Annotated in this window: 29 protein-coding genes and 1 tRNA gene; 21 read left to right on the top strand and 9 right to left on the bottom strand. The window is 61.9% G+C overall.

Annotated elements, in window-relative coordinates:
- The first annotated feature begins 46 nt into the window (after window positions 1-46).
- From hisI to tatC, 8 genes are all read left to right on the top strand, one after another.
- A complete protein-coding gene (hisI, locus tag F0Q04_RS21670; protein ID WP_182345846.1) occupies window positions 47-445 on the top strand; it encodes a phosphoribosyl-AMP cyclohydrolase in 399 nt (132 codons plus the stop codon).
- An 88-nt stretch (window positions 446-533) separates the two neighbouring features.
- Complete coding sequence (locus F0Q04_RS21665; protein ID WP_116927104.1) at window positions 534-911, top strand: phosphoribosyl-ATP diphosphatase; 378 nt, start codon at window positions 534-536, stop codon at window positions 909-911.
- Window positions 908-1,297 carry a DUF4870 family protein gene (locus F0Q04_RS21660; RefSeq protein WP_116927103.1) on the top strand — a complete coding sequence of 130 codons (390 nt, stop codon included), beginning with the start codon at window positions 908-910 and terminating at the stop codon, window positions 1,295-1,297. Before F0Q04_RS21665 ends, F0Q04_RS21660 begins: the two co-directional genes overlap by 4 nt.
- A gap of 91 nt (window positions 1,298-1,388) precedes the next feature.
- Complete coding sequence (locus F0Q04_RS21655) at window positions 1,389-2,399, top strand: patatin-like phospholipase family protein (RefSeq protein ID WP_420093991.1); 1,011 nt, start codon at window positions 1,389-1,391, stop codon at window positions 2,397-2,399.
- Between the two features lie 95 nt (window positions 2,400-2,494).
- Window positions 2,495-2,851: a histidine triad nucleotide-binding protein gene (locus tag F0Q04_RS21650; RefSeq protein ID WP_116927102.1), complete on the top strand. Its 357-nt coding sequence runs from the start codon at window positions 2,495-2,497 to the stop codon at window positions 2,849-2,851.
- A 103-nt stretch (window positions 2,852-2,954) separates the two neighbouring features.
- Window positions 2,955-3,206: a Sec-independent protein translocase subunit TatA gene (gene tatA, locus F0Q04_RS21645; protein ID WP_021027787.1), complete on the top strand. Its 252-nt coding sequence runs from the start codon at window positions 2,955-2,957 to the stop codon at window positions 3,204-3,206.
- 65 nt (window positions 3,207-3,271) lie between these two features.
- Entirely contained in the window at window positions 3,272-3,793 is a 522-nt protein-coding gene (gene tatB, locus F0Q04_RS21640; protein ID WP_116927101.1) for a Sec-independent protein translocase protein TatB, read from the top strand.
- Window positions 3,794-3,931: 138 nt separating this feature from the next.
- Window positions 3,932-4,726 (top strand): twin-arginine translocase subunit TatC, encoded by a 795-nt coding sequence (gene tatC, locus F0Q04_RS21635; protein ID WP_116927100.1) that lies wholly within the window; start codon window positions 3,932-3,934, stop codon window positions 4,724-4,726.
- A 206-nt stretch (window positions 4,727-4,932) separates the two neighbouring features.
- Here the strand turns inward: tatC and F0Q04_RS21630 are convergent, their stop codons facing one another.
- On the bottom strand, window positions 4,933-6,096 hold the full coding sequence (locus tag F0Q04_RS21630) for a trypsin-like peptidase domain-containing protein (RefSeq protein WP_116927099.1): 1,164 nt from the start codon (window positions 6,094-6,096) through the stop codon (window positions 4,933-4,935).
- A 111-nt stretch (window positions 6,097-6,207) separates the two neighbouring features.
- Window positions 6,208-6,441: a hypothetical protein gene (locus tag F0Q04_RS21625; RefSeq protein ID WP_182343482.1), complete on the bottom strand. Its 234-nt coding sequence runs from the start codon at window positions 6,439-6,441 to the stop codon at window positions 6,208-6,210.
- 236 nt (window positions 6,442-6,677) lie between these two features.
- Between F0Q04_RS21625 and F0Q04_RS21620 the strand changes: the two genes are divergently transcribed.
- The 3 genes from F0Q04_RS21620 (at window position 6,678) to pdxA (ending at window position 9,934) form a co-directional block, all read left to right on the top strand.
- Complete coding sequence (locus F0Q04_RS21620) at window positions 6,678-8,000, top strand: MFS transporter (RefSeq protein ID WP_116927098.1); 1,323 nt, start codon at window positions 6,678-6,680, stop codon at window positions 7,998-8,000.
- Window positions 8,001-8,103: 103 nt separating this feature from the next.
- Window positions 8,104-8,856 (top strand): Nif3-like dinuclear metal center hexameric protein, encoded by a 753-nt coding sequence (locus F0Q04_RS21615; RefSeq protein WP_182343480.1) that lies wholly within the window; start codon window positions 8,104-8,106, stop codon window positions 8,854-8,856.
- Between the two features lie 19 nt (window positions 8,857-8,875).
- Window positions 8,876-9,934 (top strand): 4-hydroxythreonine-4-phosphate dehydrogenase PdxA, encoded by a 1,059-nt coding sequence (pdxA, locus tag F0Q04_RS21610; RefSeq protein WP_182343471.1) that lies wholly within the window; start codon window positions 8,876-8,878, stop codon window positions 9,932-9,934.
- Between the two features lie 72 nt (window positions 9,935-10,006).
- Here the strand turns inward: pdxA and mscL are convergent, their stop codons facing one another.
- Window positions 10,007-10,435: a large conductance mechanosensitive channel protein MscL gene (gene mscL, locus F0Q04_RS21605; RefSeq protein ID WP_116927095.1), complete on the bottom strand. Its 429-nt coding sequence runs from the start codon at window positions 10,433-10,435 to the stop codon at window positions 10,007-10,009.
- Window positions 10,436-10,566: 131 nt separating this feature from the next.
- Here mscL and petA point away from each other — a divergent pair, with 131 nt between their 5' ends.
- From petA to F0Q04_RS21575, 6 genes are all read left to right on the top strand, one after another.
- A complete protein-coding gene (gene petA / locus F0Q04_RS21600) occupies window positions 10,567-11,163 on the top strand; it encodes a ubiquinol-cytochrome c reductase iron-sulfur subunit (RefSeq protein WP_021027797.1) in 597 nt (198 codons plus the stop codon).
- Between the two features lie 9 nt (window positions 11,164-11,172).
- Window positions 11,173-12,621 (top strand): cytochrome b, encoded by a 1,449-nt coding sequence (locus F0Q04_RS21595; RefSeq protein WP_182343469.1) that lies wholly within the window; start codon window positions 11,173-11,175, stop codon window positions 12,619-12,621.
- A gap of 18 nt (window positions 12,622-12,639) precedes the next feature.
- Window positions 12,640-13,404: a cytochrome c1 gene (locus F0Q04_RS21590; RefSeq protein ID WP_116927093.1), complete on the top strand. Its 765-nt coding sequence runs from the start codon at window positions 12,640-12,642 to the stop codon at window positions 13,402-13,404.
- A gap of 123 nt (window positions 13,405-13,527) precedes the next feature.
- Entirely contained in the window at window positions 13,528-14,139 is a 612-nt protein-coding gene (locus tag F0Q04_RS21585) for a glutathione S-transferase N-terminal domain-containing protein (protein ID WP_116927111.1), read from the top strand.
- 81 nt (window positions 14,140-14,220) lie between these two features.
- Window positions 14,221-14,742, top strand: coding sequence for a ClpXP protease specificity-enhancing factor (locus F0Q04_RS21580; RefSeq protein WP_116927092.1), 522 nt, complete (start codon window positions 14,221-14,223; stop codon window positions 14,740-14,742).
- 49 nt (window positions 14,743-14,791) lie between these two features.
- Window positions 14,792-14,867, top strand: a tRNA-Thr gene (locus F0Q04_RS21575).
- 79 nt (window positions 14,868-14,946) lie between these two features.
- Here F0Q04_RS21575 and F0Q04_RS21570 read toward each other — a convergent pair.
- Window positions 14,947-15,255, bottom strand: coding sequence for a hypothetical protein (locus tag F0Q04_RS21570; RefSeq protein ID WP_116927091.1), 309 nt, complete (start codon window positions 15,253-15,255; stop codon window positions 14,947-14,949).
- 263 nt (window positions 15,256-15,518) lie between these two features.
- Here F0Q04_RS21570 and secA point away from each other — a divergent pair, with 263 nt between their 5' ends.
- The 4 genes from secA to F0Q04_RS21550 all read left to right on the top strand — a co-directional run bounded on the left by secA (window position 15,519) and on the right by F0Q04_RS21550 (window position 21,123).
- Window positions 15,519-18,257 (top strand): preprotein translocase subunit SecA, encoded by a 2,739-nt coding sequence (gene secA / locus F0Q04_RS21565; RefSeq protein WP_182343467.1) that lies wholly within the window; start codon window positions 15,519-15,521, stop codon window positions 18,255-18,257.
- A gap of 79 nt (window positions 18,258-18,336) precedes the next feature.
- Window positions 18,337-19,569, top strand: a complete 1,233-nt coding sequence (argJ, locus tag F0Q04_RS21560; protein ID WP_182343465.1) for a bifunctional glutamate N-acetyltransferase/amino-acid acetyltransferase ArgJ — start codon at window positions 18,337-18,339, stop codon at window positions 19,567-19,569.
- An 85-nt stretch (window positions 19,570-19,654) separates the two neighbouring features.
- On the top strand, window positions 19,655-20,611 hold the full coding sequence (locus tag F0Q04_RS21555; RefSeq protein WP_116927088.1) for an ATP-binding protein: 957 nt from the start codon (window positions 19,655-19,657) through the stop codon (window positions 20,609-20,611).
- A 38-nt stretch (window positions 20,612-20,649) separates the two neighbouring features.
- Window positions 20,650-21,123, top strand: coding sequence for an NUDIX domain-containing protein (locus tag F0Q04_RS21550; RefSeq protein ID WP_182343463.1), 474 nt, complete (start codon window positions 20,650-20,652; stop codon window positions 21,121-21,123).
- A 47-nt stretch (window positions 21,124-21,170) separates the two neighbouring features.
- Here F0Q04_RS21550 and F0Q04_RS21545 read toward each other — a convergent pair whose 3' ends face one another.
- The 5 genes from F0Q04_RS21545 to F0Q04_RS21525 form a co-directional block, all read right to left on the bottom strand.
- Window positions 21,171-21,383 carry a DNA gyrase inhibitor YacG gene (locus F0Q04_RS21545; protein WP_116927086.1) on the bottom strand — a complete coding sequence of 71 codons (213 nt, stop codon included), beginning with the start codon at window positions 21,381-21,383 and terminating at the stop codon, window positions 21,171-21,173.
- Window positions 21,384-21,444: 61 nt separating this feature from the next.
- Entirely contained in the window at window positions 21,445-22,200 is a 756-nt protein-coding gene (gene zapD, locus F0Q04_RS21540) for a cell division protein ZapD (RefSeq protein ID WP_182343461.1), read from the bottom strand.
- 3 nt (window positions 22,201-22,203) lie between these two features.
- A complete protein-coding gene (gene coaE, locus F0Q04_RS21535; protein WP_182343459.1) occupies window positions 22,204-22,833 on the bottom strand; it encodes a dephospho-CoA kinase in 630 nt (209 codons plus the stop codon).
- A 1-nt stretch (window position 22,834) separates the two neighbouring features.
- Complete coding sequence (locus F0Q04_RS21530; protein ID WP_182343457.1) at window positions 22,835-23,710, bottom strand: prepilin peptidase; 876 nt, start codon at window positions 23,708-23,710, stop codon at window positions 22,835-22,837.
- A 2-nt stretch (window positions 23,711-23,712) separates the two neighbouring features.
- A complete protein-coding gene (locus F0Q04_RS21525) occupies window positions 23,713-24,933 on the bottom strand; it encodes a type II secretion system F family protein (RefSeq protein ID WP_116927082.1) in 1,221 nt (406 codons plus the stop codon).
- Between the last annotated feature and the right edge of the window lie 16 nt (window positions 24,934-24,949).

The following is a 24,949-nucleotide window of genomic DNA, read 5'->3' as shown; positions in this document are numbered from 1 at the left end:
GCTGTTTTCTCCCTGCATTGCGCACAACTGCATTGAATGCGAGACAATTCCCTGCATGAACTGGCTCGATCAAGTGAAATGGGACGCGCAGGGCCTGGTGCCCGTCATTGCGCAGGAGCAGCACTCCAAGGATGTGCTGATGTTTGCCTGGATGAACCGCGAAGCGCTGGCCCATACGGCCGAGCTGGGCCGGGCGGTGTACTTCAGCCGCTCGCGCGGCAAACTGTGGTTCAAGGGCGAGGAGTCCGGCCATGTGCAGACCGTGCATGAGATCCGCATCGACTGTGACAACGATGTGGTGCTGCTGAGCGTGACCCAGACCGGGCATGAGCCGGGCATTGCCTGCCATACCGGGCGCCACAGCTGTTTTTACAGCGTGTTGCGCGATGGCCAGTGGCAAGCGGTTGACCCGGTCTTGAAAGACCCGGAATCGATCTACAAATAATCCCTGTTCGGGCACTGTCTTCTTCGGCCGCCCTGCGCGGCTGCTTCGCTATATTTTCGCTATGACCGATACCTCTGTTTCTGCTGCCATGTCCTCTACCGATGCGTTGATGCGCCTGGCCGAGGTGCTGGAGTCGCGCAAACCCGCCAATGGTGGCGATCCCGAGGCCAGCTATGTGGCGCGCCTGCTGCACAAGGGCCCGGATGCCTTTTTGAAGAAGGTCGGGGAAGAGGCGACCGAAGTGGTGATGGCCGCCAAGGATGTGGACCATGGCGCGCCAGCCTCCAAGCTGGTGTACGAAGTGGCCGATCTGTGGTTTCATACGATGGTGGCGCTGGCCCACTATGGCCTGAGCCCCGCCGATGTGGTGAACGAACTGGTGCGCCGCGAAGGCTTGAGTGGCCTGGAAGAAAAGGCGATGCGCAAGGTAAAAGACCGTGAAGCTGAAGAAGGGAGTTCCGCATGAACGATGTCGTTGACGTGAAGACCGTTGATTCGGCCGCGATGGAGAGCCTCAAAACCTGGGGCTGGGTCAGCTATCTGCTGCACCTGATTGTGGCCGTGGCAGCGGTGGTGCCCACCGCACAGGCCAGCATCGTGCTGCTGCTGATCGCGCTCGTGATTGACCTGGTCAAGCGCAGTGATGCGCAGGGTACCTGGCAGCAAAGCCATTTTTCCTGGCGCATCCGCAGCGTCATCTGGGCCGGCGTGCTGTATGTCATCACTGCGCCGCTGTGGTTCCTGTTCGTCGTTCCGGGCTGGATTGCCTGGACTCTCATTTCCGTCTGGTTTCTCTACCGCATCGTGCGCGGCATGGTGGCGATGAACAAAGACCAGGCGATCAATGGCTAGCCACACGCCCGCCTCCGAGACGCCGGAGATGCCGCAGACGCCGGCCCCCGCAGAGGCCGAAGCGCCCAAGCGGGTGCTCCGCTCCAAGGGGGTGGACGAAAACACACCGCCTATCAGCCTGGCCTTGCAGGGCGGCGGCTCGCACGGCGCTTTCACCTGGGGGGTGCTCGATGCCTTGCTGGCCGACCGCAGCCTGTGGGTGGAAGGCATCAGTGGCACCAGCGCCGGGGCGATGAACGCCGTGGTGATGGCTTATGGCTACGGCAAGGCGGCAGCCACCGAGAGCGACAAACGCAAAGCCCACGAAGCGGGCTGCGAATCGGCCCGCGAATCCCTTAAACAGTTCTGGGAAGGGGTGGGCACGATGGGCAGCCTGATGGCAGGTGTGCCGATGGCCGGCAAAGCCATCTGGGACATGATGAGCCAGTGGCTCTCGCCCTACCAGACCAATCCGCTCGACATCAACCCCTTGCGCCGGCTGCTGGAAAAGGTCGTGGATTTTGACTTTCTCCAGCATGAGCAGGGCCGCAATGCGCCCCGGGTATTTGTCTGCGCCACCAATGTGCGCACCGGCAAGGGCGAAGTCTTCAGTGGAAAGCGGTTGACGGCCGATGCGGTGATGGCCTCGGCCTGCCTGCCGATGATGTACAAGGCGGTCGAGATCAAGGACCAGTATTACTGGGATGGCGGCTACTCCGGCAACCCTTTGCTCTACCCGCTGATCTACCAGACGGGCAACAGCGATGTGCTGCTAGTGCAGCTCAACCCCATTGAATACAACGAGGTGCCGACCAACGCCCAGGAGATCATGGACCGCATCAATGAGATCACCTTCAACGCCAGCTTGCTGGCCGAGCTGCGCGCCATGGGCTTTGTGCGCCGCCTGCTCGATGAAGGCAAGCTGGACCGGGAGCGCTACAAGTACATGCTGATGCACCATGTCGATGGGGGAGCTGTGCTCAAGAGCTATGGCGCATCCAGCAAGAACCGCTCGGATGCGCCTTTTGTGCGCGAACTGTGCGAGCGGGGCCGTGTCTCCGGCGAGAACTGGCTGACCAGGCACCGGGCGGATGTTGGTGTGCGATCCGGTTTCAAGGTGTAATCTACTGCCTGTTGGCACGGTTGCTGCTTGCACCTTGCTGATGACTGCGGGCTGACTGCGACGGCGGCGCCCTTGTTTTGAGAGATAAGAAGTTTATGCACGATCCAGATTGCCTTTTTTGCAAAATCATTGCCGGCCAGATTCCGTCAAGCAAGGTCTATGAAGACGAGGACATGCTGGTGTTCAAGGACATCCATCCAGCCGCGCCCGTGCATTTGCTGATGGTGCCCAAGCTGCACATCGCCTCGATGGCACAGGTGGGTGCCGAACACGCTCCCTTGCTGGGCCGCATGCTGGCCAAGGCGCCACAACTGGCGCTGGATAACGGCTGCAATCCCTATCCGCAAGGGGGTTTCCGGCTGATGGTCAACACCGGTGAGGAGGGCGGGCAGGAGGTGCACCATCTGCACATCCACTTGCTGGGCGGCCCCAGGCCCTGGAAAAAGGGCTGAGCCCTGCGCTGGCAGTGGGGCGATGACCTCGCCGCGTGACAGTATTACGAAACCGGTAGATGCCCAAGGCGTCTAAAATGCACATATTCGCTAGGAGAATTTCATGGGTTCCTTTTCTGTTTGGCATTGGCTGATTGTTCTGCTCATCGTGGTGCTGGTATTTGGTACCAAGAAGCTCAAGAACATCGGCACCGATCTGGGTGGTGCCGTCAAGGGCTTCAAGGATGGCATCAAGGACGGCGGCGAATCCGCCTCGCCCGCTGCATCCACGACGACCACGGCACAGCAAGTGGGTCAGTCGCCTGCGGCCGACAAGAACACCACCATCGACGTCGAAGCCAAGAACAAGGGCTGATGTGCGCATGACAGGGGCTGTGGGCAAGCCGCAGCAACCGCTTGTGTGCATTCGATGGGGTTGGAATGTTTGATCTCGGTATCTCCAAGATGGCCTTGATCGGTGCGGTGGCACTGATCGTCATTGGCCCTGAAAAACTGCCGCGCGTTGCGCGCACGGTAGGCACATTGCTGGGCAAGGCGCAGCGCTATGTCAACGACGTCAAGTCCGAGGTCAACCGCTCGATGGAGCTCGACGAGCTGCGCAAGATGAAGGAGAACGTCGAGTCGGCCGCGCGTGATGTGGAAAGCACCATCCGCACCAACTCCGCAGACTTCGAGAAAAACCTCAACGACCAGGCCAATGGCACGGCCTCATCGGGCAGCGACGACAGCTTCTACACCGCCGATCCCTATGCCGAGAGCTATGACGGCGGCTCGGCATCGACGGTGGCTCCGGTCTACCACCACCCTCGCAAGAACTGGCGCGTGAAGCGCGGCGCCACTCCCCAGTGGTACAAGCACCAGGCAGGTGTGCGCACCCATGTGCAGTCAGGCGCGGCGCGCGTGGCACGTTTTCGGCCCAAGAAGCCCTCGTCAGGCCTGTGATGGCGCCCGCAACGCAGCCCGCTCCCGGAGCCGCGCGTTGGCATGTTTTCTCACTGGTATTTCCATCGGCCCGGGGCGCTGCAGCCTGCGCTAACGCGCTGCGCTCCCGCGAGGCCTTGATCCGCAACAGATATCCCCATGTCCGAAACCCCTTCTAAAGAAGACGAGCTGGCCGGCACCGAGCAGCCCTTTGTGCAGCACCTGATGGAGCTGCGCGATAGGCTGCTCTACAGCATTGGTGGCGTGCTGGTGGCCCTGGCTTTGTTGGCCTTCTGGCCTGGCCCCGATGGGCTGATGAACTTCATCGCGCATCCGATCAAGATGCACATGCCGCCCGATGCCAAGCTGATTGCCGTGGGCGTGTTCTCGCCCTTTATCGTGCCGCTGAAGGTACTGGGCATGGCGGCCATTTTGCTGGCCTTGCCGTGGATCATGTACCAGCTCTGGGCGTTTGTGGCCCCGGGCCTCTACATGCATGAGCGCAAGTTTGCGCTGCCTTTGATATTTTTTGGCAGCTTGCTGGCCTATGCCGGCATTGCCTTTGTGCAGCTGTTTGTGCTCGATCGCATGTTTGGCTTTATCCAGCATTTCACGCCGTCAAGCGTGGCGGCCACGCCAGATATTGCCTCCTATGTCGAAGCCATTTTGTCGCTCTACTTGGCCTTTGGTCTGGCCTTCCAGGTCCCCATTGTGGTGATCCTGCTGGTGCGCCTGGGCATCGTGGAGATCGCCAAGCTCAAGTCGTTCCGGGGTTACTTCATCGTGCTGTCGTTTGTTATTGCGGCGGTGGTGACCCCTCCCGATGTGCTCTCGCAGATTTCGCTGGCCGTGCCCATGTGCATTCTGTATGAGGTTGGCATCCTGGGTGCCACCTGGTTCTCGCGCAACCAGCCCAAGAAGGAAGAAGAAGCGGACACGGACGCCGCAGCCTGATCGCCTACCCTCCGGCCAGATACGCCAAAGCCCCGTGCTGACCTGAGGTCAGCCGGGGCTTTGCTGTTGGTGGGTCAGGGCCAGCGCCAGCGCCAGGGGTGGGCCTGGTGCGGCGTCGTTGCGGGGACCGGGCTTGATAGCCCAGATCTACCTCCCTTTGATCAACGTGCAAAGGCGAGTGCGCTGCCAACGCCCCTCGCCAGGGCTTAACGCCGGCCTTGGGGCATCGCGCGGTTGTTGACCGGGCGGGTGCCGGGCGTGATCGGCAGGGTCAGGCTCTGGTCACCCCGGCGCAGCTGCACTTCGGAGGTGGTGCCGGGCACGAGAGCCGCCACGGCAGTCAGCAGGCTTTGCACATGGTGGACCTGCATGTCGCCGATCTGGGTGATCACATCGCCCGGGCGGATGCCGGCATTGGCAGCTGGCCCGCTTTGCAGCACGCCGGTGATGATCACGCCGCTGTCGGCCTTGACGCCAAAGGTCTCGGCCAGCTCGGGTGTCAGGTCATTGGGCTCGACGCCGATCCAGCCACGCGTCACCTTGCCGTCGCGCACAATGCTGTCGAGCACATTCTTGGCCAGGGCGACGGGTATCGCAAAGCCAATGCCCATGCTGCCGCCGGAGCGCGAATAAATGGCCGTGTTGATGCCCACCAGATTGCCGTTGACATCGACCAGTGCGCCGCCCGAGTTGCCGGGGTTGATGGCCGCGTCGGTCTGGATGAAGTTCTCGAAGGTATTGATGCCCAGCTCGCTGCGGCCCAGCGCGCTGATGATGCCGCTGGTGACGGTCTGGCCCACGCCAAAGGGGTTGCCAATGGCCAGCACTTGGTCGCCCACCTCGGCCGAGTCCGAATTGCCCAGCACGATGACGGGCAGCTTGTCCAGGCTGATCTTGAGGATCGCCAGGTCGGTTTCCGGATCGGTGCCCATGACCGTGCCCTTGGCTTTGCGGCCATCGGTCAGGGTCACCTCGATATCGTCGGCCGCTTCGACCACATGGTTGTTGGTGAGCACATAGCCGTCGGGGCTGACGATCACGCCGCTGCCCAGACCTGCCTGGTTTTGCACGCCCTGGTCGCCAAAGAAGAACTGGAACCAGGGGTCATTGGCGCGCGGGTGGCGCACTGCCGTGCTGGTGTTGATGCTGACCACCGCCGGCGAGGCCTTTTTGGCCGCAGGGCTGAAGCTGCTGGTCGCCACACTGGCTCGGTTGGCCTCGCTTTGCGGCGCCTCGATCAACGCAATGCCCGCATTGCTGCGTACCGCATTGTTGCGCTGCAGCCAGCCCGGCTGCAAGGTGGCGACGATAAAGTACAGGGCCAGCAAGACAGTGACCGATTGTGCGAAAAGAAGCCAGAGGCGTTTCATAAAACCTGGGGTTGGGAGTGGGGCGGCCGCGTCTGGCTAACAGCCCCGCGCGGCGCAGAGCATTGCCATTGATTATGGCACCGGGCTTGGCGGCAAGGGGCTGCCAAGTCGCTAGCTGCTGTGCACAGGATGCATGGGTTGATGCCCCATGGCGGCCAGCGGACTCCCCGCATTCTGGCGCATATCACTGTCATCTGCGATGTATTCCATCGTCTTTTGCGATGTCATGGCTGCGACATTGTTCTCCAAACGGTACCAATCTGTTGGATTGGCGGCGAAGCTCTCCAAAATAAGTTGCTTGCGGAACAATCTGGGGGTGGACAGCGCGTTCGGCTGTGGTGGCATGCCCTAGCGGCGAGGGATACTTTTCGTGACACCGGCAGAGCGCAAAGGGTAAGTACCTAGAATGGTTCCCCAACCTTTTGACTGCGCTCTTTTGCTCATCGTGGTTCCCTGCGAACGGGTCCATCTCTCCTCTCGCTGGCTCTGACTCCCGCCATCCCGGGTCTCGCCGAACCCCTTGATATGCGCCCATAACGCGCTGCGCTTTGCGCTGTCCTGCTCTGGAATGTAGAGGACACATGACTTCGCTGACTGCTGACCAAGGTGGGGCCCCAGCCGCCTCGCCTGCCAACCGGCCCCTGAACCGGAACGATTACAAGACCCTGGGCCTGTCGGCCCTGGGCGGCACCCTGGAGTTTTATGACTTTGTGGTGTTTGTCTTTTTTGCCAATGTACTGGGCTCGCTGTTCTTCCCGGCGTCGATGCCCGACTGGATGCGACAGCTGCAGACGCTGGGCATCTTTGCGGCCGGCTACCTGGCCCGCCCCATTGGCGGCATCCTGATTGCGCACTTTGGCGATATCCTGGGCCGCAAGCAGATGTTTACCCTGTCGGTGTTCCTGATGGCGGTGCCCACCTTGGTGATCGGCCTGCTGCCCACCTATGAAACCATAGGTCTGGCCGCGCCCATCCTGCTGCTGGCCATGCGCGTGCTGCAAGGCGCGGCCATTGGCGGTGAGATGCCCGGCGCCTGGGTGTTTGTGGCCGAGCATGCGCCGGCCAAGCGCTACGGTTTTGCCATTGGCTCGCTGACCTCGGGCATCACCGGCGGCATTTTCCTGGGCTCGATCATTGGCGTCTGGCTCAACAGCGTCTACAGCCCGGCCGAGATCCACGACTGGGCCTGGCGCATTCCCTTCATTCTGGGCGGCGTGTTTGGCCTGGTGTCGGTGTACCTGCGCAAGTTTCTGCACGAGACCCCGATCTTCCAGGAGATGCAGGCCCGCAAGCAGGTCGACCGCGAACTGCCGCTCAAGACCATCCTGCGCGACCACCGCGAAGCCAGCGTGGTCGTGGCGCTGATGACCTGGATCCTGTCCACCGCCGTGGTGGTGGTGATTCTGTTTACGCCGTCCTACCTGCAAAAGGTGTTCCATATCGCGCCTGCGGTGGCCCTCAAGGCCAATGCGGTGGCGACCGTGACCTTGACCATCGGCTGCGTGTTCTGGGGCTGGCTGTCGGACCAGTGGGGCACGCGTGCCGCCATGGTGCTGGGCTGGGGTGGCATGGCTGTCACTGCCTATCTGTTCTACCTGAACCTGCCTGGCACCGACATCTCGCTGGTCTGGACCTATGCGCTGGTAGGCTTCTTTGTGGGTGCGATCTCGCTGCTGCCGGTGGTCGGTGTGCGCGCCTTTCCGCCTGAGGTGCGTTTCACGGGTCTGTCCTTTTCCTACAACATGGCCTATGCCGTGTTCGGCGGTTTGACCCCGATGCTGGTGTCCGTCTGGCAGCAGGCCGATGTGATGGCGCCTGCCCACTATGTGGCCGCGATGGGCGTGCTGGGCGTGGCCATGGGCTTTTGGCCGCTGGCCGTCAAGGGCTGGGTTGCCAAGAAGTAAACCCGCTCCAGGCTGATCGCCCCCGGCAACCCGCTGCATGCTTGGCATCAGCGGGTTTTTGCATTCCGGGGTGGCGCGCCGCACAGGTCTGAGACAATCGGGCATGACTACGACCCGCCAAGACATGCTGCAGGCCTTTGATGCGCTGCTGCAGCCCGCCCGCTTCAAAGACTATGGCCCCAACGGTTTGCAGGTGGAGGGCAAGGCCGAGATCCGCAAGCTGGTCAGCGGTGTGACGGCATCGCGGGCGCTGATCGAGGCGGCCATTGCCGACCAGGCCGATGCCATCTTTGTGCACCATGGGCTGTTCTGGCGCGGCTACGACGGCCGCATCACCGGCTGGATGAAGCAGCGCATCGAGCTGCTGATCAAGCACGACATCAACCTGTTCGCCTACCACCTGCCGCTGGATGCGCATCCGGAGCTGGGCAACAACGCCCAACTGGGCGCGCAGTTGGGCTGGCAGGCCGATGCCCGCTTTGGCGATCAGGAGCTGGGCTTTATCGGCAGCGTCGATGCGGTGGCTCCGGCGCAAGTTGCTGCGCACATCCAACAGACCCTGGGGCGCTCGGTCACGCTGGTGACGGGCGAGACGCCGCGCCCCATCCGCCGCATGGCCTGGTGCACCGGCGGTGCGCAGGGCTTTTTCGAAGCGGCGATGGCCGCTGGCGCGGATGGCTTTTTGACCGGTGAAATATCGGAGTCCCAGACCCATCTGGCGCGCGAGACGGGTGTGAGCTTTTTTGCCGCCGGCCACCATGCCACCGAGCGCTATGGCGCGCCGGCAGCGGCTGCCGCCGTGGCCCAGCAACTGGGCGTGGCGCACCGCTTTATCGATATCGACAACCCCGCCTGAAGCGCTCCATTCCAAGGACATGCCCGTGCACTCCGCTCCCTTGCTCGCCATCACCCAGGGCGACCCTGCCGGCATTGGCCCGGAAATCGTGGCCAAGGCCTTTCGCGATGCGCCTGAGCAAATGCAGGGCTGCTTTGTGGTGGGTGAGCTGCAGACCATGCGCCGCGCAGCGCAGCTGTTGCAGGGCCCGGGCCGCTGCGCGCTGCCGGTGGCCGACATCGCTGACCCGCAAGAGGCTTTGCAGGTGCCGCCGCGCTGCATGCCGGTGCTGTCGCTGCCGGGCTTGCCCGGGCCGTTGCCCTTTGGCCAGGTGCAGGCCGAGGCCGGGCGTGCTGCTGCCGAATGCGTGCGCTGGGCGGCGCGCCAGGCCTTGCATGGCCAGATTGCCGGGCTGGTGACGGCGCCGCTGAACAAGGAGGCGCTGCATCTGGCAGGGCTGGCGTTCCCCGGCCACACCGAGCTGCTGCAGGCCGAAGCGGCCCAGCACGCCGGGCTGCTGCTGGCGCAGATGCCGGTGCGCATGATGCTGGCCAACGAGGCGCTGCGCACCGTGCTGGTGAGCATCCATGTATCGCTGCGTGACGCCATTGAGGCGGTGACCCAGGCACAGGTGCTGGAGACCATCCGCATCACGCACGAGGCCTTGCTGCGGGTGCTGGGGCGGCCGCCCCGGATTGCGGTAGCGGGGCTCAATCCCCATGCCGGTGAGGCCGGCCTGATGGGGCGCGAGGAGCTGGAGCACATTGCGCCCGCGGTGGCCGCTGCCCAGGCACTGGGCATGCAGGTGGTGGGGCCGGAGCCGCCCGATACCGTGTTCATGCGGGCCCGCCACAGTGCCGAGCACCCGGGCGCCTTTGATGTGGTGGTGGCCATGTACCACGACCAGGGCCTGATCCCCGTGAAGTACCTGGGGCTGGACGAGGGCGTCAACGTGACCCTGGGCCTGCCGCTGGTGCGCACCAGCCCGGACCACGGCACCGCCTTTGATATTGCCGGCCAGGGCCTGGCCGATGCGGCCAGCCTGATCGCGGCGGTGCAGATGGCGCGCCGTTTGGCAGCGGGACAGGTGCAGGCGTAAAAAAGCAGCCTCGAGAGGCTGCCGGGTATCTGTGCAAAAGAAGCAGAATTTCTGTTTCTTTGTTGCAAAAAATCAACGTTTTTGCTGCAGGCTGTCGCGGATTTCACGCAGCAGCACCACGTCTTCCGGGGTGGCAGCGGGCGCTGGAGGGGGCGCGTCGCGTTTGAGGCGGTTGATCTGTTTGACCATCATGAAAATAATGAAAGCCAGGATCGCGAAGTTCACCGCGACGGTGATGAAGTTGCCATAAGCAAACACCGGAATGCCCGCTTTTTTCAGCGCGTCGAGTGTGCGCGGCACGCCATCGGGAATGGTACCCAGCACGACGAAGAGATTGGAGAAGTCCAGCTTGCCAAAGACCAAACCGACGATGGGCATGATCAGGTCATTGACGACCGAATCGACGATCTTGCCAAAAGCGGCGCCGATGATCACACCAACGGCCAGATCCATCACATTGCCCTTGACCGCAAACTCGCGGAATTCCTTCATGAAGCTCATGCGCTGCTCCTGTCAAATAAACATGACGCCTAGTATCGCTCAGCTTCAAGGGTTTCGGCGCATTGCATGATGGGCAAGACACTTCATACAATCCGCAAAAACCGAGATATAAGCGTTGACCAAGGAGCCCCATGAGTGATTCTTCCATCGACTCCAGTAAAAGGACGTGGCTGATAGCGTCGGGATGCGCAGGTGCTGTCGGAGGAGTCGCCACTGCGGTCCCCTTTGTCAGCTCCTTCCAGCCGTCAGAAAAGGCCAAGGCCGCCGGCGCTGCCGTTGAAGTGGATATCTCGGAGCTCAAGCCCGGCGAGAAAATCACCGCCGAATGGCGCGGCAAGCCGATCTGGATCCTGCGCCGCACGCCCGAGCAGATTGCCGAGTTGCCCCAGCTCGACGGCCAGTTGGCCGATCCCAAATCCGAGCGCACGGCCTACCCGACACCGGACTACGCCAAGAACGAAACCCGCTCCATCAAGCCCGAGGTGCTGGTCGTGATCGGCATCTGCACCCACCTGGGCTGCTCGCCCACCGACAAGCTCCAGCCCGGCCCCCAGCCATCGCTGCCCGATGACTGGAAGGGCGGTTTTCTCTGCCCCTGCCACGGCTCCACCTTTGACCTGGCCGGGCGGGTGTTCAAGAACAAGCCCGCGCCCGACAACCTCGAAGTGCCAGCGCACCAGTATCTGAGCGATACCAAGCTGCTGATTGGCGAAGATAAAAAAGCATAAGGAGGCGCCATGGCACACGAATTCAAGGAGATATCGCCGAACGCCACCTTGGGCGCCAAGGCCGGCAACTGGCTGGAGAACCGCTTTCCCACGGCATTTGAGGCCTATCGGGTCCATATGTCGGAGTACTACGCACCGAAGAACTTCAACTTCTGGTACATCTTTGGCTCGCTGGCGCTTTTGGTGCTGGTGATCCAGATCGTCACCGGCATCTTTTTGGTGATGCACTACAAGCCCGATGCCGAAAAGGCGTTTGCCTCGGTCGAGTACATCATGCGCGATGTGCCCTGGGGCTGGCTGATCCGGACCATGCATTCCACCGGCGCCTCGGCCTTCTTTGTCGTGGTCTACCTGCACATGTTCCGTGGCCTCCTGTATGGCAGCTACCGCAAGCCGCGCGAGCTGGTCTGGGTGTTTGGCTGCGCGATCTTCCTGTGCCTGATGGCCGAGGCCTTCATGGGCTACCTGCTGCCCTGGGGCCAGATGTCGTACTGGGGTGCGCAGGTGATCGTCAACCTGTTCTCGGCCATTCCCTTCATCGGCCCGGACCTGGCGCTGCTGATCCGGGGCGACTATGTGGTGGGCGATGCGACGCTCAACCGTTTCTTCAGTTTCCATGTGATCGCCGTGCCGCTGGTGCTGCTGGGCCTGGTTGCGGCGCATTTGCTGGCCTTGCACGATGTGGGCTCCAACAACCCCGATGGCATCGAGATCAAGGGCCCGAATGCGCCCAAGGATGCGCAGGGCCGGCCGCTCGACGGCGTGCCTTTCCACCCTTACTACACGGTGCATGACCTGTTTGGCGTGGCGGTGTTCCTGTTCATCTTCTCGGCCATCGTGTTCTTTGCGCCGGAGATGGGTGGCTACTTCCTCGAGTACAACAACTTCATCCCGGCCGACCCGCTCAAGACGCCCAACCATATTGCGCCTGTGTGGTATTTCACGCCCTTTTATTCGATGCTGCGTGCCATCACCAGCGAGATGATGGTCGCCTTGTCGGTGATCCTGGTCGCAGCCGTGGCCTATGTCTGCATCAAGACCCGCATGGCCGCCGTCCTCAAGGGCTTGCTGGTGCTGGTGGCGCTGGTGGTGCTGGCGCTGTTTGGTGCCTTTGCGTTCACCGGCATTGCAGCGCTGGGCGGTATCGACGCCAAGTTCTGGGGTGTGGTGGTGATGGGGCTGGCCGTGATCATCCTGTTCTTTCTGCCCTGGCTGGACCACAGCCCGGTGCGCTCCATCCGCTACCGCCCGCACTGGCACAAGTATGTGTATGCGGTGTTTGTCGTGAACTTCGTGGTGCTCGCCTATCTGGGGGTGCAGCCGCCATCGCCGATTGGCGAAAAGGTCTCCCAGGTAGGTACCTTGTTTTACTTTGGCTTTTTTCTGCTGATGCCCTGGTGGAGCCGCAAAGGCACACCCAAGCCGGTGCCTGAGCGTGTCACCTTCCATGCGCACTGAACCAGAAAGCATCCCACGATGAAAAAAATCATTCTCTCCGCATGCCTGGGTCTGGGTGTGCTTTTAGGGTCCGGTGCCGTGCAGGCGGCCGAAGGCGGTGTGGCCTGGGACAAATTCAAGCCCGACACGACCAACACCACCTCGCTGCAAAACGGCGCCAAGCTGTTTGTCAACTATTGCCTCAGCTGCCATTCAGCCGCGTTCATGCGCTACAACCGCTTGCAGGACATTGGTCTTACCGAGCAGCAGATCAAGGACAACCTGCTGTTCACCACCGACAAGGTGGGTGAGACCATGAAGGCGGCCATCGATCCCAAGCAGGCCAAGGAGTGGTTTGGCGCCAACCCGCCAGATCTCACCCTGGTCGCGCGCTCACGTGCCAGCCACCAGGGCACCGGTGCCGACTACCTCTACACCTTCTTGCGCACTTTCTACAAGGACGACACCAAGGCCACCGGCTGGAACAACATGGCCTTCCCCTCGGTGGGCATGCCCCATGTGCTCTGGGAGCTGCAAGGTGTGCGCGTGCCGGTCTACCAAGAGGTCGAGGAGCACGGACACAAGACCCAGGTGTTCACCGGCTGGCAGCAGGTCACGCCGGGCAAGATGAACTCCACTGATTTCGATAAGAGTGTGGGTGATTTGGTGAACTATCTACAATGGATGGGTGATCCCAGCCAGAACACCCGCATGCGCGTCGGCGTCGGGGTGCTGATATTTTTGCTGGGACTCATCTTCATCACCTGGCGCCTGAATGCGGCGTTCTGGAAAGACGTGAAGTAAACGTATTTGCGTGCAGCCGGTTCAGTCCCTGTGAGCAGGGCTTGAATTGGGGTAGCCGATTTGTGTAGAGTGGGCGGCATTGACTGCAGTCCACTCTTTTTTGATTTTGAGGAGCCTCTCACCATGATGGTGCTTTATTCGGGAACGACCTGCCCTTTCTCCCACCGCTGCCGCTTTGTGCTGTTTGAAAAGGGGATGGATTTCGAGATCCGTGATGTGGACCTGTTCAACAAGCCCGAAGACATCAGCGTGATGAACCCCTATGGCCAGGTGCCTATCCTGGTCGAGCGCGACCTGATCCTGTACGAGTCGAACATCATCAACGAGTACATCGACGAGCGTTTCCCCCATCCACAGCTGATGCCCGGCGACCCCGTCGAGCGCGCCCGTGTGCGCCTGTTCCTGCTGAACTTCGAAAAAGAGCTGTTCACGCACGTGCACACCTTGGAAGAGCGTGCCGTCAAGGGCAACGAGAAGGCGCTGGAAAAGGCCCGCGCGCAGATCCGTGACCGCCTGACCCAGATGGCGCCGGTGTTCCTGAAGAACAAGTTCATCCTGGGCGAGAACTTCTCGATGCTGGACGTGGCCATTGCCCCGCTGCTGTGGCGCCTGGATTACTACGGCATTGAGCTGTCCAAGAACGCAGCACCGCTGCTCAAGTATGCCGAGCGCATCTTCTCGCGTCCTGCCTATATCGAGGCGCTGACGCCTTCCGAAAAGGTTATGCGCAAGTAAAAGCCGCGCCAGCCCCGCCACTGGGCGGGCAGCGTCCGCAGGGCTGTGCTCTGCGGCGCTGGAGCGCGAAGAAAGTGTCCAATGAGTGAAATCCAGACAACATCCACCCAGCCGTACCTGATCCGCGCCTGGGTGGAGTGGTGCAATGACAATGGCCTGACCCCGTACCTGAGTGTTCGCGTGGACAAGACGGTGCTGGTGCCGCGCGAGTTTGTCAAAGACGGCGAAATTGTGCTCAACATCAGCTATGACGCAACGAGTGCGCTCAAGCTGGGCAATGACTACATCGAGTTCACCGCCCGTTTTGGCGGTGTGCCGCGCGACATCATGGTGCCCGTCAGCCGCGTGGTCGCCATTTTTGCGCGTGAAACCGGCCAGGGCATGGGCTTTCCTCCGCCTGAGGACCTGCTCGACGACGACGCCGATATCGCGATGGCTGCGCTCGAAAGCGCGGGTGATGCGGGTGAACCGGCTGGCGAGGCCAACGCTGCGTCTCCGGTGATGCAGGTCGTGACCTCCAGCGACGAGCCTCCGGCGCCTGACGGCAAGTCGCCCGGCCGCGCAGGCAAGGGCGGCAAGCCTTCACTCAAACTGGTCAAATAGGCCTCATTCGGCTTTGTTACGGGCAATCCCGTATAGAATGCCGAGTGTTGCCGGTTTAGCTCAGTTGGTAGAGCAACCGCCTTGTAAGCGGTAGGTCATCAGTTCGATTCCGATAACCGGCACCAGATTCCCAAGCCGTTCCCAGCCAGTGCTGTGAACGGCTTTTTTGCGTCCGGTGGCGTTTAACGGCGCTGGTGGAGTCGCTCAGCGCAGTACTTTGAGGCGAATATCTGCCGTCGGGTAGCCTTTGACGCGCAGATGGGCCGCCATCGCCGGCAGCAGCTGCTTCATTTTGGCAGCGCAGGCATTGTTGGCCACCAGCAGGCACCACTGGTCACCGTCGATCGGGCCGGGCTTGATCGAGGCGCGCAGCATTGGCGGGATCAGCGGCTCCACCAGTTTGAAGCGGGCAGAAGACTCCCGCGTCAAAGCCACGAGGCTCGCCAACGTGGGCGCCTCGCTCGCGGCTTGTTCTACGGTGACGGCGAAATGCCGGCGTTGGGGCTGGATCATGGCTGGATCATGGCTGGGTCATGGCTGGGTCATGGCTGGATAGGGGTGTCAGGGGCAGACCGGGGGCGATAGCCATACATTGCAATGCACCTGCCACAACGCATTCTATTCAGGGTTGTAGAATGTTTTATTCGGCAGGCGTCGTTCCCGGTATTGAAGCCGGGGTCATTGCCTCCATCTGACACAACACTAATCACTAGGAATTCCGGTCGCATGGCAGGGGTGGACGCAAGTGCATTCCCTGGTTGTGTGGTTCTGTTCGCATGGCAACCAATTTCTTCACCAAAATTTTTGGCAGTCGCAATGATCGCCTGCTCAAGCAATACCGCAAGGTCGTCGCTCGCATCAATGCGATGGAGCCCGAGTACGAAAAGCTCAGCGACGAACAATTGCGCGAGAAGACGCAGGAGTTCAAGAACCGCATCGCTGGCGGAGAGTCGCTGGACAATATCCTGCCCGAGGCATTTGCCGTGGTGCGTGAAGGCTCCAAGCGGGTGATGAAGATGCGCCACTTCGATGTGCAGATGCTGGGCGGCATGGCCCTGCATTACGGCAAGATTGCCGAAATGCGTACCGGCGAAGGCAAGACCTTGACGGGGACCTTGCCCGTGTACCTGAACGCGCTGAGCGGCAATGGTGTGCACGTGGTGACGGTCAATGACTACCTGGCCACGCGTGATGCGACCTGGATGGGGCGCCTCTACAACTTCCTGGGTCTGTCGGTGGGTATCAACCTGTCGCAGCTGCCCAAGCATGAGAAGCAGGCCGCCTACAACTCCGACATCACCTACGGTACGAACAACGAGTACGGCTTTGACTACCTGCGCGACAACATGGTGCAAGATGCCAGCGAGCGCGTGCAGCGCCGGCTGAACTTCGCCATCGTCGACGAGGTGGACTCGATCCTGATCGACGAGGCGCGCACGCCCTTGATCATCTCCGGCCAGGCCGAAGACCACACCGCCGCCTACCTGGCGATGCGCGAAGTGGTGCCACTGCTCACGCGCCAGGAAGGCGAAGCCGACCCCCGCACCGGCGAGGGCGTGACCAAGCCGGGCGACTTCACGGTCGACGAAAAGGGCCACCAGATCCACCTGACCGAGCAAGGCTACGAAGCGGCAGAGCGCATTCTGGCTGAAAAGGGCATGCTGGCCGAAGGCGCATCGCTCTACGATCCCGCCAACATCACGCTGGTGCACCAGCTGTACGCCGCACTGCGCGCCCAGCACCTCTACCACCGCGACCAGCACTATGTGGTGCAGGGCGGCGAGGTCGTGATTGTCGATGAGTTCACCGGCCGCCTGATGTCGGGCCGCCGCTGGAGCGAAGGTCTGCACCAGGCCGTTGAAGCCAAGGAAGGCGTGGAAATCCAGGCCGAGAACCAGACCCTGGCATCGATCACCTTCCAGAACTATTTCCGCCTGTACAACAAGCTGGGCGGCATGACCGGTACTGCTGACACCGAGGCCTATGAGTTCCAGGAAATCTACGGTCTGGAAACCGTGGTGATCCCGCCCAACCGCCCCAGCAAGCGCGATGACCAGCTGGACCGCGTCTACAAGACCACGCCCGAGAAGTATGCGGCGGCGATCAGCGATATCCGGGAGTGCTACGAGCGCGGCCAGCCCGTGCTGGTGGGCACGACCTCGATCGAGAACTCGGAAATCATCGACGAGATGCTGAAGAAAGAGAATCTGCCCCACCAGGTGCTCAACGCCAAGCAGCATGAGCGCGAGGCAGACATCATTGCCCAGGCGGGGCGCCCCGGCGTCATCACCATCGCGACCAACATGGCAGGCCGCGGTACCGACATCGTGCTGGGCGGCAATATCGAAAAGCAGATTTCCGCCATCGAGGCCGACGAGTCGCTGTCCGAGACGGAGCGCCGCAACAAGGTCGAAGCCTTGCGCGCTGAGTGGAAGATCGAGCACGACAAGGTGACCGAGCTGGGCGGCCTGCGCATCATCGCGACCGAGCGCCATGAATCGCGCCGTATCGACAACCAGCTGCGTGGCCGTGCCGGCCGCCAGGGTGACCGTGGCTCCTCGCGTTTCTACCTGTCGCTGGACGACCAGCTGATGCGCATTTTCGCGGGCGACCGTGTCAAGGCCATCATGGAGCGCCTGAAGATGCCCGATGGCGAAGCCATTGAAGCGGGCATTGTGACCCGTTCCATCGAAAGCGCGCAGCGCAAGGTGGAAGCGCGCAACTTTGACATGCGCAAGCAATTGCTCGAGTACGACGACGTCGCCAATGACCAGCGCAAGGTCATCTACCAGCAGCGCAACGAGATTCTGGATGCGGCCGACCTGGCTCCGATGATCGACGGCATGCGCGACAGCGCGCTGGCCGATATCGTGCGCCAGTATGTGCCCGAGCAGTCCATGGAAGAGCAGTGGGATCTGGCCGGTCTGGAGAAGGTGCTGCGCGAGGAATGGCACATCGACCTGCCACTGCAGCAGCTGCTCGATGGCGCGGAATCGATCTCCGACGAGGAAATCGAAGAGAAGGTCGTTGCCGAAGGCGCACGCCTCTTCAATGACAAGCTGGAGCAGGCGGGCAAGGAGAACTTCATGCAATTCATGCGTGCGGTGCTGCTGCAGACCCTGGATTCCAGCTGGCGCGACCACCTGGCCGCCTTGGACTACCTGCGCCAGGGCATCCACCTGCGCGGCTACGCCCAAAAGCAGCCCAAGCAGGAATACAAGCGCGAGGCTTTCGAGCTGTTCAGCCAGCTGATCGACCAGGTCAAGACCCAGGTCACCCGCGTGATGATGTCGGTGCAGATCCGCTCGCCCGAGCAGCTCGATGAAGCGACCGAGCAGCTGGAGCAAAGCAACGACCGCACGGCCCATGTGACCTACAGCGGCCCCGACGAGTCGGGCGACGCCGAGTCCAGCGAGCCGCTGGCGCTGCCTGAAGGCGTGCGTGTGGCCCGCAATGATCCATGCCCATGCGGCAGTGGCAAGAAATACAAGCTCTGCCACGGTAAACTCGCATAAATTACCGGATTGCTTCACCACAACGGGCTTTGACTGGTTCATCGCCCGTTTTTTTCATGGTTTCAAGGAAAAGACTGATATGCCCGTCAATTTGAAAGCCCCAGTAGCGCAGGACCTGGCTCCTGTCGCCGGTATTCGCATTGGTGTGACGGAGGCCGGCGTGCGCAAGGCCAACCGCAAGGATGTGACGGTGTTCTTGCTGGACGAGGGCAGCCATGTCGCTGGCGTGTTCACCAAGAACCGCTTTTGTGCCGCGCCGGTGCAGATCTGCCGTGAACACCTGGCCAGCCACAGCCAGTCGATACGCGCCATCGTCATCAACACCGGCAATGCCAATGCCGGCACCGGCGCCGATGGCCTGGCCCGTGCCCACGCCACCTGCGATGCGCTGGCAGGCCTCTTGAAGATCGATGCCCAGCAAGTGCTGCCGTTCTCGACCGGCGTGATCATGGAGCCGCTGCCAGTGGACCGCATCACTGCGGGCCTGCCTGCCGCCATTGCCGATGCGCAGCCGGGCCACTGGGCCAAGGCCGCTGAAGGCATCATGACCACCGACACCTTGCCCAAGGCGTTTTCCGCCTCGGCCACCGTGGGCGGCAAGACGGTGCAGATCACCGGCATCAGCAAGGGCGCGGGCATGATTCGCCCCAATATGGCGACCATGCTGAGTTTTCTGGGCACCGACGCAGCCATCAGCCCCGAGCTGATGCCGGCGCTGGCCAAAACCCTGGCCGACCAGTCGTTCAACCGCATCACCATCGATGGTGACACCTCGACCAATGACTCCTTTGTCGTGGTCGCTACCAACCAGGCCGGCAATGCCCCGATCAGCGACTGGAACACCACCGATGGCCAAGCCTTGATGGCTGCGCTGCGCGAAGTGGCACAAAAGCTGGCGCAAGCGATTGTGCGCGACGGCGAAGGCGCCACCAAGTTCATCCAGATCGAGGTCGAGCAAGGCCGTACCGAAGAAGAATGCCGCCTGGTGGCCTATGCGATTGCGCATTCGCCGCTGGTCAAAACGGCTTTCTTTGCTAGCGACCCCAACCTGGGACGCATTCTGGCTGCTGTGGGCTATGCCGGTATCGAGGACCTGGACCAGACCCAGATCGAGCTGTACCTGGACGATGTGCATGTGGCCACCCAGGGCGGCCGCAACCCGGCCTACCAGGAGGCCGATGGCCAGCGCGTGATGAAGCAGCAGGAGATTGTGGTGCGCGTGCAGCTGGGCCGTGGCAACGCATCCACCCAGCTGTGGACCTGCGACCTGAGCCATGACTATGTGAGCATCAACGCGGACTACCGCTCCTGATACCGCTTGGCCAGCGCGCTGGACTGCCCCCAAGCAGGGCGGGGTCCGGCCCCGCTGGCATCCCAACCCTGTGCGTCTGGATACCATGACCGAGTCTTCCCACTCTTCCCTCTCCCCGCTTGAGCGCCTGGTGCAGCGCGCCGAGCAGCTGATGCAGCGCATCGAGTCCGTCCTGCCCCAGGCGCTGCAGGCGCCGGCCGACTGGAGTGATGCCATTGCCTGGCGCTACCGCAAGCGGGCCAATGGCTGTGGCGTGCTGGAGCCGGTGCGCCATGTCGGGGCGATGTCCTTGTCCGACCTGCAGAACATCGACGGGCAAAAAGAGAAGATTGCGCGCAACACCGAGCAGTTTGTGCAAGGCAGCACCGCCAACAATGTGCTGCTGACGGGCGCGCGCGGTACTGGCAAGTCGTCCCTGATCCGCGCCTGCCTGCATGCCTATGCGCCCCAGGGCCTGCGCCTCATCGAGGTGGACAAGGCCGATCTCACCGACCTGCCTGATATCGTCGATGTGGTCGCTGGCCGGCCCGAGAAATTCATCATCTACTGCGATGACCTGAGTTTTGAAGAGGGCGAGCCCGGCTACAAGGCGATGAAGTCGATCCTGGATGGCTCGGTCTCTGCGGCCACACCGAATGTGCTGGTCTATGCGACCAGCAACCGGCGCCATCTGCTGCCCGAGTACATGACCGACAACCTGGCCCAGCAAAAGGGCGAGAACGGCGAGATCCACCCCGGCGAAGTGGTGGAAGAGAAGATTTCGCTGTCCGAGCGTTTTGGCCTGTGGGTGAGTTTCTACCCGTTCAGCCAGGACGAGTACCTGCGCGTAGTGGGCCAGTGGCTCTCAGCGCTGGGTGTGGCGGAGGCGGATATCGAGGCTGCCCGGCCCGAGGCCCTGGTCTGGGCGCTGGAGCGCGGCTCGCGCAGCGGCCGGGTGGCCCACCAGTTTGCCCGTGACTGGGCTGGCCGCAGCCACCGCGAGGTGCAAGGTCGCCAGAAAATTGCCGATGTGGCCGACCTGGGCGAAGAGGCCCAGGATTGAATATACCGGGCTGCTGTGCTGGCAGCCCATGAAGACCTATGAGCCAGACTGATACCACCGAGACCCGCAGCCACACCGAAGTGGCTGTGGGCGTGCTGATCCGCGAAAGTGACAATGCCCTGCTGATAACCAGCCGCCCCCTGGGCAAGCCCCGCGCGGGCTGGTGGGAGTTTCCCGGCGGCAAGCTCGAAGCGGGCGAGACCGTCGAAGAGGCGCTGCGCCGTGAGCTGGTCGAGGAGCTGGGCATCCGCATCGAAAACTGCATCGCCTGGAAGGTGACCGAGCATGACTACAGCCATGCCTTGGTGCGCTTGCACTGGTGCAAGGTGACGCAGTGGTCGGGTGATTTTGAGATGCGTGAAGGCCAGCAGATGTCCTGGCAGCAGTTGCCGCTGACGGTGAGCCCGGTGCTGGAAGGCTCCTTCCCGGTGCTGCAATGGCTGAGCGAGGAGCGTGGGCTGCCTTTTGATGCGGAAGCCTATGTGCAGGCGGCGCAAGCTGCAGTGAAATAAGCAACGGCAGCACCGCCAAGTGCTGCGGTTGCTAAACGTCGGGGGGCTCAGTCTTCCAGCCGGGGATCACCGTAGGGCTGGTCCAGCGGTGGCGATTGGGCGGGCACCCGAAAATCCTCATTGCCCCAGGCGCCCAGGTCAATGAGCTTGCAGCGCTCGCTGCAAAAAGGGCGAAACCTGTTGCTGCGTGCAAAGCTGGAAGGGCCGCCACACTGGGGGCACTGGATGCTGGGGAGTGCGTTGTCTGCGGAAGAACTCATGCAGGCATTGTAGGGCGCCAGCCGGCTGGCGCGATGGCTGCGCGGTTTTGGAGGTGGCTCTTCAGGCGCAGAGCACCATCTCGTACTGGCCATCCTGTGTGGTCAACGCCAGCTGCCCGCTGTCGGTCTTTTGCAGCATGCGTATCGAGATCATCAGGCGGTTGCCGCTGATCTCGGGCACGAGGCTGGAGCTGGGGTCGATCTTGAGGCGCAGCAGCTGGTAGATGCGGCCCTGGGGCAGGTTCTGCTGGAACTGGCCGCGCACGGTTGCAATGCGCTGCGGCGCACCCGCATCCCGAAAGAGCCGCAGCAGCAAGATGAGGGCGCTGGCCAGCGGCGCAAAACAGGCCGTCCAGCTTTGCAGATCGGCGCGGCGGCTGTTGCTGTCGGCATGCAGCCAGGCGTGGTAGCTGGGCAGGTCAAAGGTGCAGGTGCCGCCAGGGATGCCGGTGCGGTTGCGGATGGCCATCAGCCATTCGTTCTCGATCAGCAACTGGCTGGGCTTGCCGTTCTGGGCCCGCAACTCGCTGTGGGCAGCGTCGATCTGGCCAATCACCTTGTCGAGCATGTCCACGGCGATCATCGGGTTGTCGCGGTAGGCATTGAACTGCTGGCGCTGGCGTTCGAGGTCCTTGAGCAGGTCGGTCTTGAGGTCGCTGCGGGAGGCTACATCCATCACCTCGAACAAGGTGGTGATGGCGAAATGGTGGTCGATGTCCGTGTCGCGCTGCAGGAGTACGTCAAGCCGGCGCAGCAGGTACTCCAGGCGGAGATAGGCTCGCACACGTTCGTTGAAGGGGTACTCGTAAATTATCACGGATCAGTCGGGCTGCAGAGGGCGGTAGTTCGCTATCAATTCATTGTATAGGTCGAATACGGCCTCGCCTAGCGCTTGTAACGACAGCGTTTCATTCCACAGCACCCAATCGGCCTTGCGCAGGCGCTGCAGCCGGCTCGCTTGCTGGGCCATGATGGCCTCGATCGCTGACGCGGCCAGCTGATTTCGCTGCTGCACGCGGGCTATTTGCGTGCTCTCCAGGCAATCGACCACGATGACCTGGTCCAGGCGTGGGCTCCACTGGCTGGACTCGGCCAGCAGCGGGATATCGAAGATTACCAGGGGCGAATTGGTGGCGCTGCAGGCATGCTGGTACTGCTGGTCAATCTGTTGGCGGATCAAGGGGTGCAAGATCGCTTCGAGCAGTGCCTTGTAGGCGGGATCGCGAAAGGCGGCTTCGCGCATCTGTGCGCGGTCGAGCGCACCGTCCGCATCGATAAAGTGGGCACCCATCTGCGCCGCAATCGGGACGATAGCCGCGCCGCCCGGCAGGGTCAACTCGCGGGCAATGCGGTCGGCATCGATCACATGGCAGCCCCATTTGGCAAAGCCCTGGGCGACGGTGCTTTTGCCGCTGCCAATACCCCCGGTAACGCCAATGCGTGGCCGCATATCAGGGCTGCAGCAGGCGGTCGACGATACCGGTGCCGAACCACATGACCAAGAAGCCGGCACCTGCGAGAAAGGGGCCAAAGGGGATATAGCCGCCTTCGCGCAGGTTGGAAAAGATCTTCATGGCAATGCCGATCACCGCGCCCACCACCGACGAAAACAGTGCAATAGGTATCAGCGCTTGCCAGCCAAACCAGGCGCCCAGCGCAGCCAGCAGCTTGAAATCACCATAGCCCATGCCTTCCTTGCCGGTCAGCAGCTTGAAGGCCCAGTAAATGAGCCAGAGCGCCAGGTAGCCAATGGCGGCACCAAACAGCGAGTCCTTGAGCGGCACATCGATCCAGCCCATCGCACTGGCCAGCAAGCCTGCCCAGAGCAGCGGCAAGGTCAGGTCATCGGGCAGCAGGGTCGTGTCCCAGTCGATCAGCGCCGCAGTCAGCAGCACCGATGCAAAAAAGCACCAGGCCAGGCCCGTGGCGCCCAGGCCCCAGCGGTGGATGCAGTAGGCCCAGAGCAGGCTGTTGGCGATTTCTACGACGGGGTAGCGGGCAGAAATACGCGCTTTGCACTGGCTGCAGCGCCCCTTCAGAAAAAGCCAGCTGACCACGGGCACGTTCTCGTACCAGCGGATCTGGTGGCTGCAATGGGGGCAGCGTGAGGCGGGGGTCCAGAGGTTAAAGCGGTCTGTTTTGACATCAGCCTCAGGCGCTGCCTGCGGTGCTTGGGTACTGTCCGTAGCTGCCAGCATGTCCTGGGCATCACGCCGCCATTGGCGTTCCAGCATCAGCGGCAGGCGGTGCACCACCACATTCAAAAAGCTGCCCACCAGCAGGCCCAGCAGGGCAAACAGCCCTGTGTTCAATTGCGCTTCTGACATGCTTACACCACCTGGCCCAGCTTGAAGATCGGCAGGTACATCGACACCACAATGCCGCCGATGATCGTGCCCAGAAACACGATGATGATGGGCTCCATCAGGCTGGACAGGCCGGCAACGGCCTCGTCCACCTCGGCTTCGTAAAAGTCTGCCGCTTTGCCCAGCATATGGTCGATGGAGCCGGATTCCTCACCGATCGCGCACATCTGCAGCACCATCGAGGGGAACACATGGGCATCCGACATGGCGACTGTGAGGCTGGTGCCGGTAGAGACCTGCGCCTGGATCTTCTCGGTTGCCACCGCAAACACGGCATTGCCGGAGGCGCCACCCACCGAGTCCAGCGCTTCGACCAGGGGAACACCAGCTGCAAACATGGTCGACAAGGTGCGCGTCCAGCGTGCCACGCAGGATTTTTCAATCAAGGGGCCAAAGATCGGCACCTTCAGCAGCCAGCGGTCCATGGTGCGCTGCATTTTCTCGCTGCGCTTCCAGGCCTGCAAAAAGAAGTAGATGCTGCCGCCAATGCCAAAAAAGATCAGGTACCAGTAACTGACAAAGAAATCACTGATGGCCATCACGATCAAGGTGGGGCCGGGCAGGTCGGCGCCAAACGACGTAAACACCTCTTTGAACGCCGGAATCACAAAGATCATGATGATGGCCACCACGACAAAGGCGACGATGATCACCGAAGTCGGGTACATCAGGGCCGAGCGGATCTTGCTCTTGATGGCCTCGGTCTTTTCCATGTAGGTGGCCAAGCGGTCGAGCAGGCCTTCCAAAATACCGGCTGCCTCACCGGCCTCGACGAGGTTGCAATACAGCGCATTGAAGTACATCGGATGGCGGCGAAAGGCGGTGCTCAGTGACGAGCCCGACTCCACATCGCTGCGTACATCGTTGAGCAGCTTGGTCACGCTGGGGTTGGTGCTGCCCCGGCCGACAATGTCAAAAGCCTGCAGCAAAGGCACACCGGCCTTCATCATCGTGGCCAGCTGGCGCGTGAACAAGGCGATGTCCTTGGGCTTGATGCGCTTGCCCGAGCGCATGCGGCGCTTTTTGATCTTGGACGGCAAAATGCCCTGCCGGCGCAGCGACGCGATGACCTGGTTTTCTCCACCCGCGCGGGACTCGCCGCGCACGATCTTGCCGTTGCGGTCCTTGCCTTCCCACTCATAAACGGCTTCGTTCGATGTTTTCTTGTTGACTGTGGTTGCCATTTATCCCTGCCCTCAT

Source organism: Comamonas koreensis (assembly GCF_014076495.1).
GTDB lineage: Bacteria > Pseudomonadota > Gammaproteobacteria > Burkholderiales > Burkholderiaceae_C > Comamonas > Comamonas squillarum.
The sequence above is the reverse complement of the archived record's forward strand: the minus strand, read 5'-3'. Positions and strand labels throughout refer to the sequence as shown.

Excerpts from the sequence above, each read along its gene's own strand:
- F0Q04_RS21665 (WP_116927104.1), top strand. The coding sequence starts at position 534 with ATGTCCTCTACCGATGCGTTGATGCGCCTGGCCGAGGTGCTGGAGTCG.
- F0Q04_RS21660 (WP_116927103.1), top strand. The coding sequence starts at position 908 with ATGAACGATGTCGTTGACGTGAAGACCGTTGATTCGGCCGCGATGGAG.
- F0Q04_RS21650 (WP_116927102.1), top strand. The coding sequence starts at position 2,495 with ATGCACGATCCAGATTGCCTTTTTTGCAAAATCATTGCCGGCCAGATT.
- tatA (WP_021027787.1), top strand. The coding sequence starts at position 2,955 with ATGGGTTCCTTTTCTGTTTGGCATTGGCTGATTGTTCTGCTCATCGTG.
- tatB (WP_116927101.1), top strand. The coding sequence starts at position 3,272 with ATGTTTGATCTCGGTATCTCCAAGATGGCCTTGATCGGTGCGGTGGCA.
- tatC (WP_116927100.1), top strand. The coding sequence starts at position 3,932 with ATGTCCGAAACCCCTTCTAAAGAAGACGAGCTGGCCGGCACCGAGCAG.
- F0Q04_RS21630 (WP_116927099.1), bottom strand. The coding sequence starts at position 6,096 with ATGAAACGCCTCTGGCTTCTTTTCGCACAATCGGTCACTGTCTTGCTG.
- F0Q04_RS21625 (WP_182343482.1), bottom strand. The coding sequence starts at position 6,441 with ATGCCACCACAGCCGAACGCGCTGTCCACCCCCAGATTGTTCCGCAAG.
- F0Q04_RS21620 (WP_116927098.1), top strand. The coding sequence starts at position 6,678 with ATGACTTCGCTGACTGCTGACCAAGGTGGGGCCCCAGCCGCCTCGCCT.
- F0Q04_RS21615 (WP_182343480.1), top strand. The coding sequence starts at position 8,104 with ATGACTACGACCCGCCAAGACATGCTGCAGGCCTTTGATGCGCTGCTG.
- pdxA (WP_182343471.1), top strand. The coding sequence starts at position 8,876 with ATGCCCGTGCACTCCGCTCCCTTGCTCGCCATCACCCAGGGCGACCCT.
- mscL (WP_116927095.1), bottom strand. The coding sequence starts at position 10,435 with ATGAGCTTCATGAAGGAATTCCGCGAGTTTGCGGTCAAGGGCAATGTG.
- petA (WP_021027797.1), top strand. The coding sequence starts at position 10,567 with ATGAGTGATTCTTCCATCGACTCCAGTAAAAGGACGTGGCTGATAGCG.
- F0Q04_RS21595 (WP_182343469.1), top strand. The coding sequence starts at position 11,173 with ATGGCACACGAATTCAAGGAGATATCGCCGAACGCCACCTTGGGCGCC.
- F0Q04_RS21590 (WP_116927093.1), top strand. The coding sequence starts at position 12,640 with ATGAAAAAAATCATTCTCTCCGCATGCCTGGGTCTGGGTGTGCTTTTA.
- F0Q04_RS21585 (WP_116927111.1), top strand. The coding sequence starts at position 13,528 with ATGATGGTGCTTTATTCGGGAACGACCTGCCCTTTCTCCCACCGCTGC.
- F0Q04_RS21580 (WP_116927092.1), top strand. The coding sequence starts at position 14,221 with ATGAGTGAAATCCAGACAACATCCACCCAGCCGTACCTGATCCGCGCC.
- F0Q04_RS21570 (WP_116927091.1), bottom strand. The coding sequence starts at position 15,255 with ATGATCCAGCCCCAACGCCGGCATTTCGCCGTCACCGTAGAACAAGCC.
- secA (WP_182343467.1), top strand. The coding sequence starts at position 15,519 with ATGGCAACCAATTTCTTCACCAAAATTTTTGGCAGTCGCAATGATCGC.
- argJ (WP_182343465.1), top strand. The coding sequence starts at position 18,337 with ATGCCCGTCAATTTGAAAGCCCCAGTAGCGCAGGACCTGGCTCCTGTC.
- F0Q04_RS21555 (WP_116927088.1), top strand. The coding sequence starts at position 19,655 with ATGACCGAGTCTTCCCACTCTTCCCTCTCCCCGCTTGAGCGCCTGGTG.
- F0Q04_RS21550 (WP_182343463.1), top strand. The coding sequence starts at position 20,650 with ATGAGCCAGACTGATACCACCGAGACCCGCAGCCACACCGAAGTGGCT.
- F0Q04_RS21545 (WP_116927086.1), bottom strand. The coding sequence starts at position 21,383 with ATGAGTTCTTCCGCAGACAACGCACTCCCCAGCATCCAGTGCCCCCAG.
- coaE (WP_182343459.1), bottom strand. The coding sequence starts at position 22,833 with ATGCGGCCACGCATTGGCGTTACCGGGGGTATTGGCAGCGGCAAAAGC.
- F0Q04_RS21530 (WP_182343457.1), bottom strand. The coding sequence starts at position 23,710 with ATGTCAGAAGCGCAATTGAACACAGGGCTGTTTGCCCTGCTGGGCCTG.
- F0Q04_RS21525 (WP_116927082.1), bottom strand. The coding sequence starts at position 24,933 with ATGGCAACCACAGTCAACAAGAAAACATCGAACGAAGCCGTTTATGAG.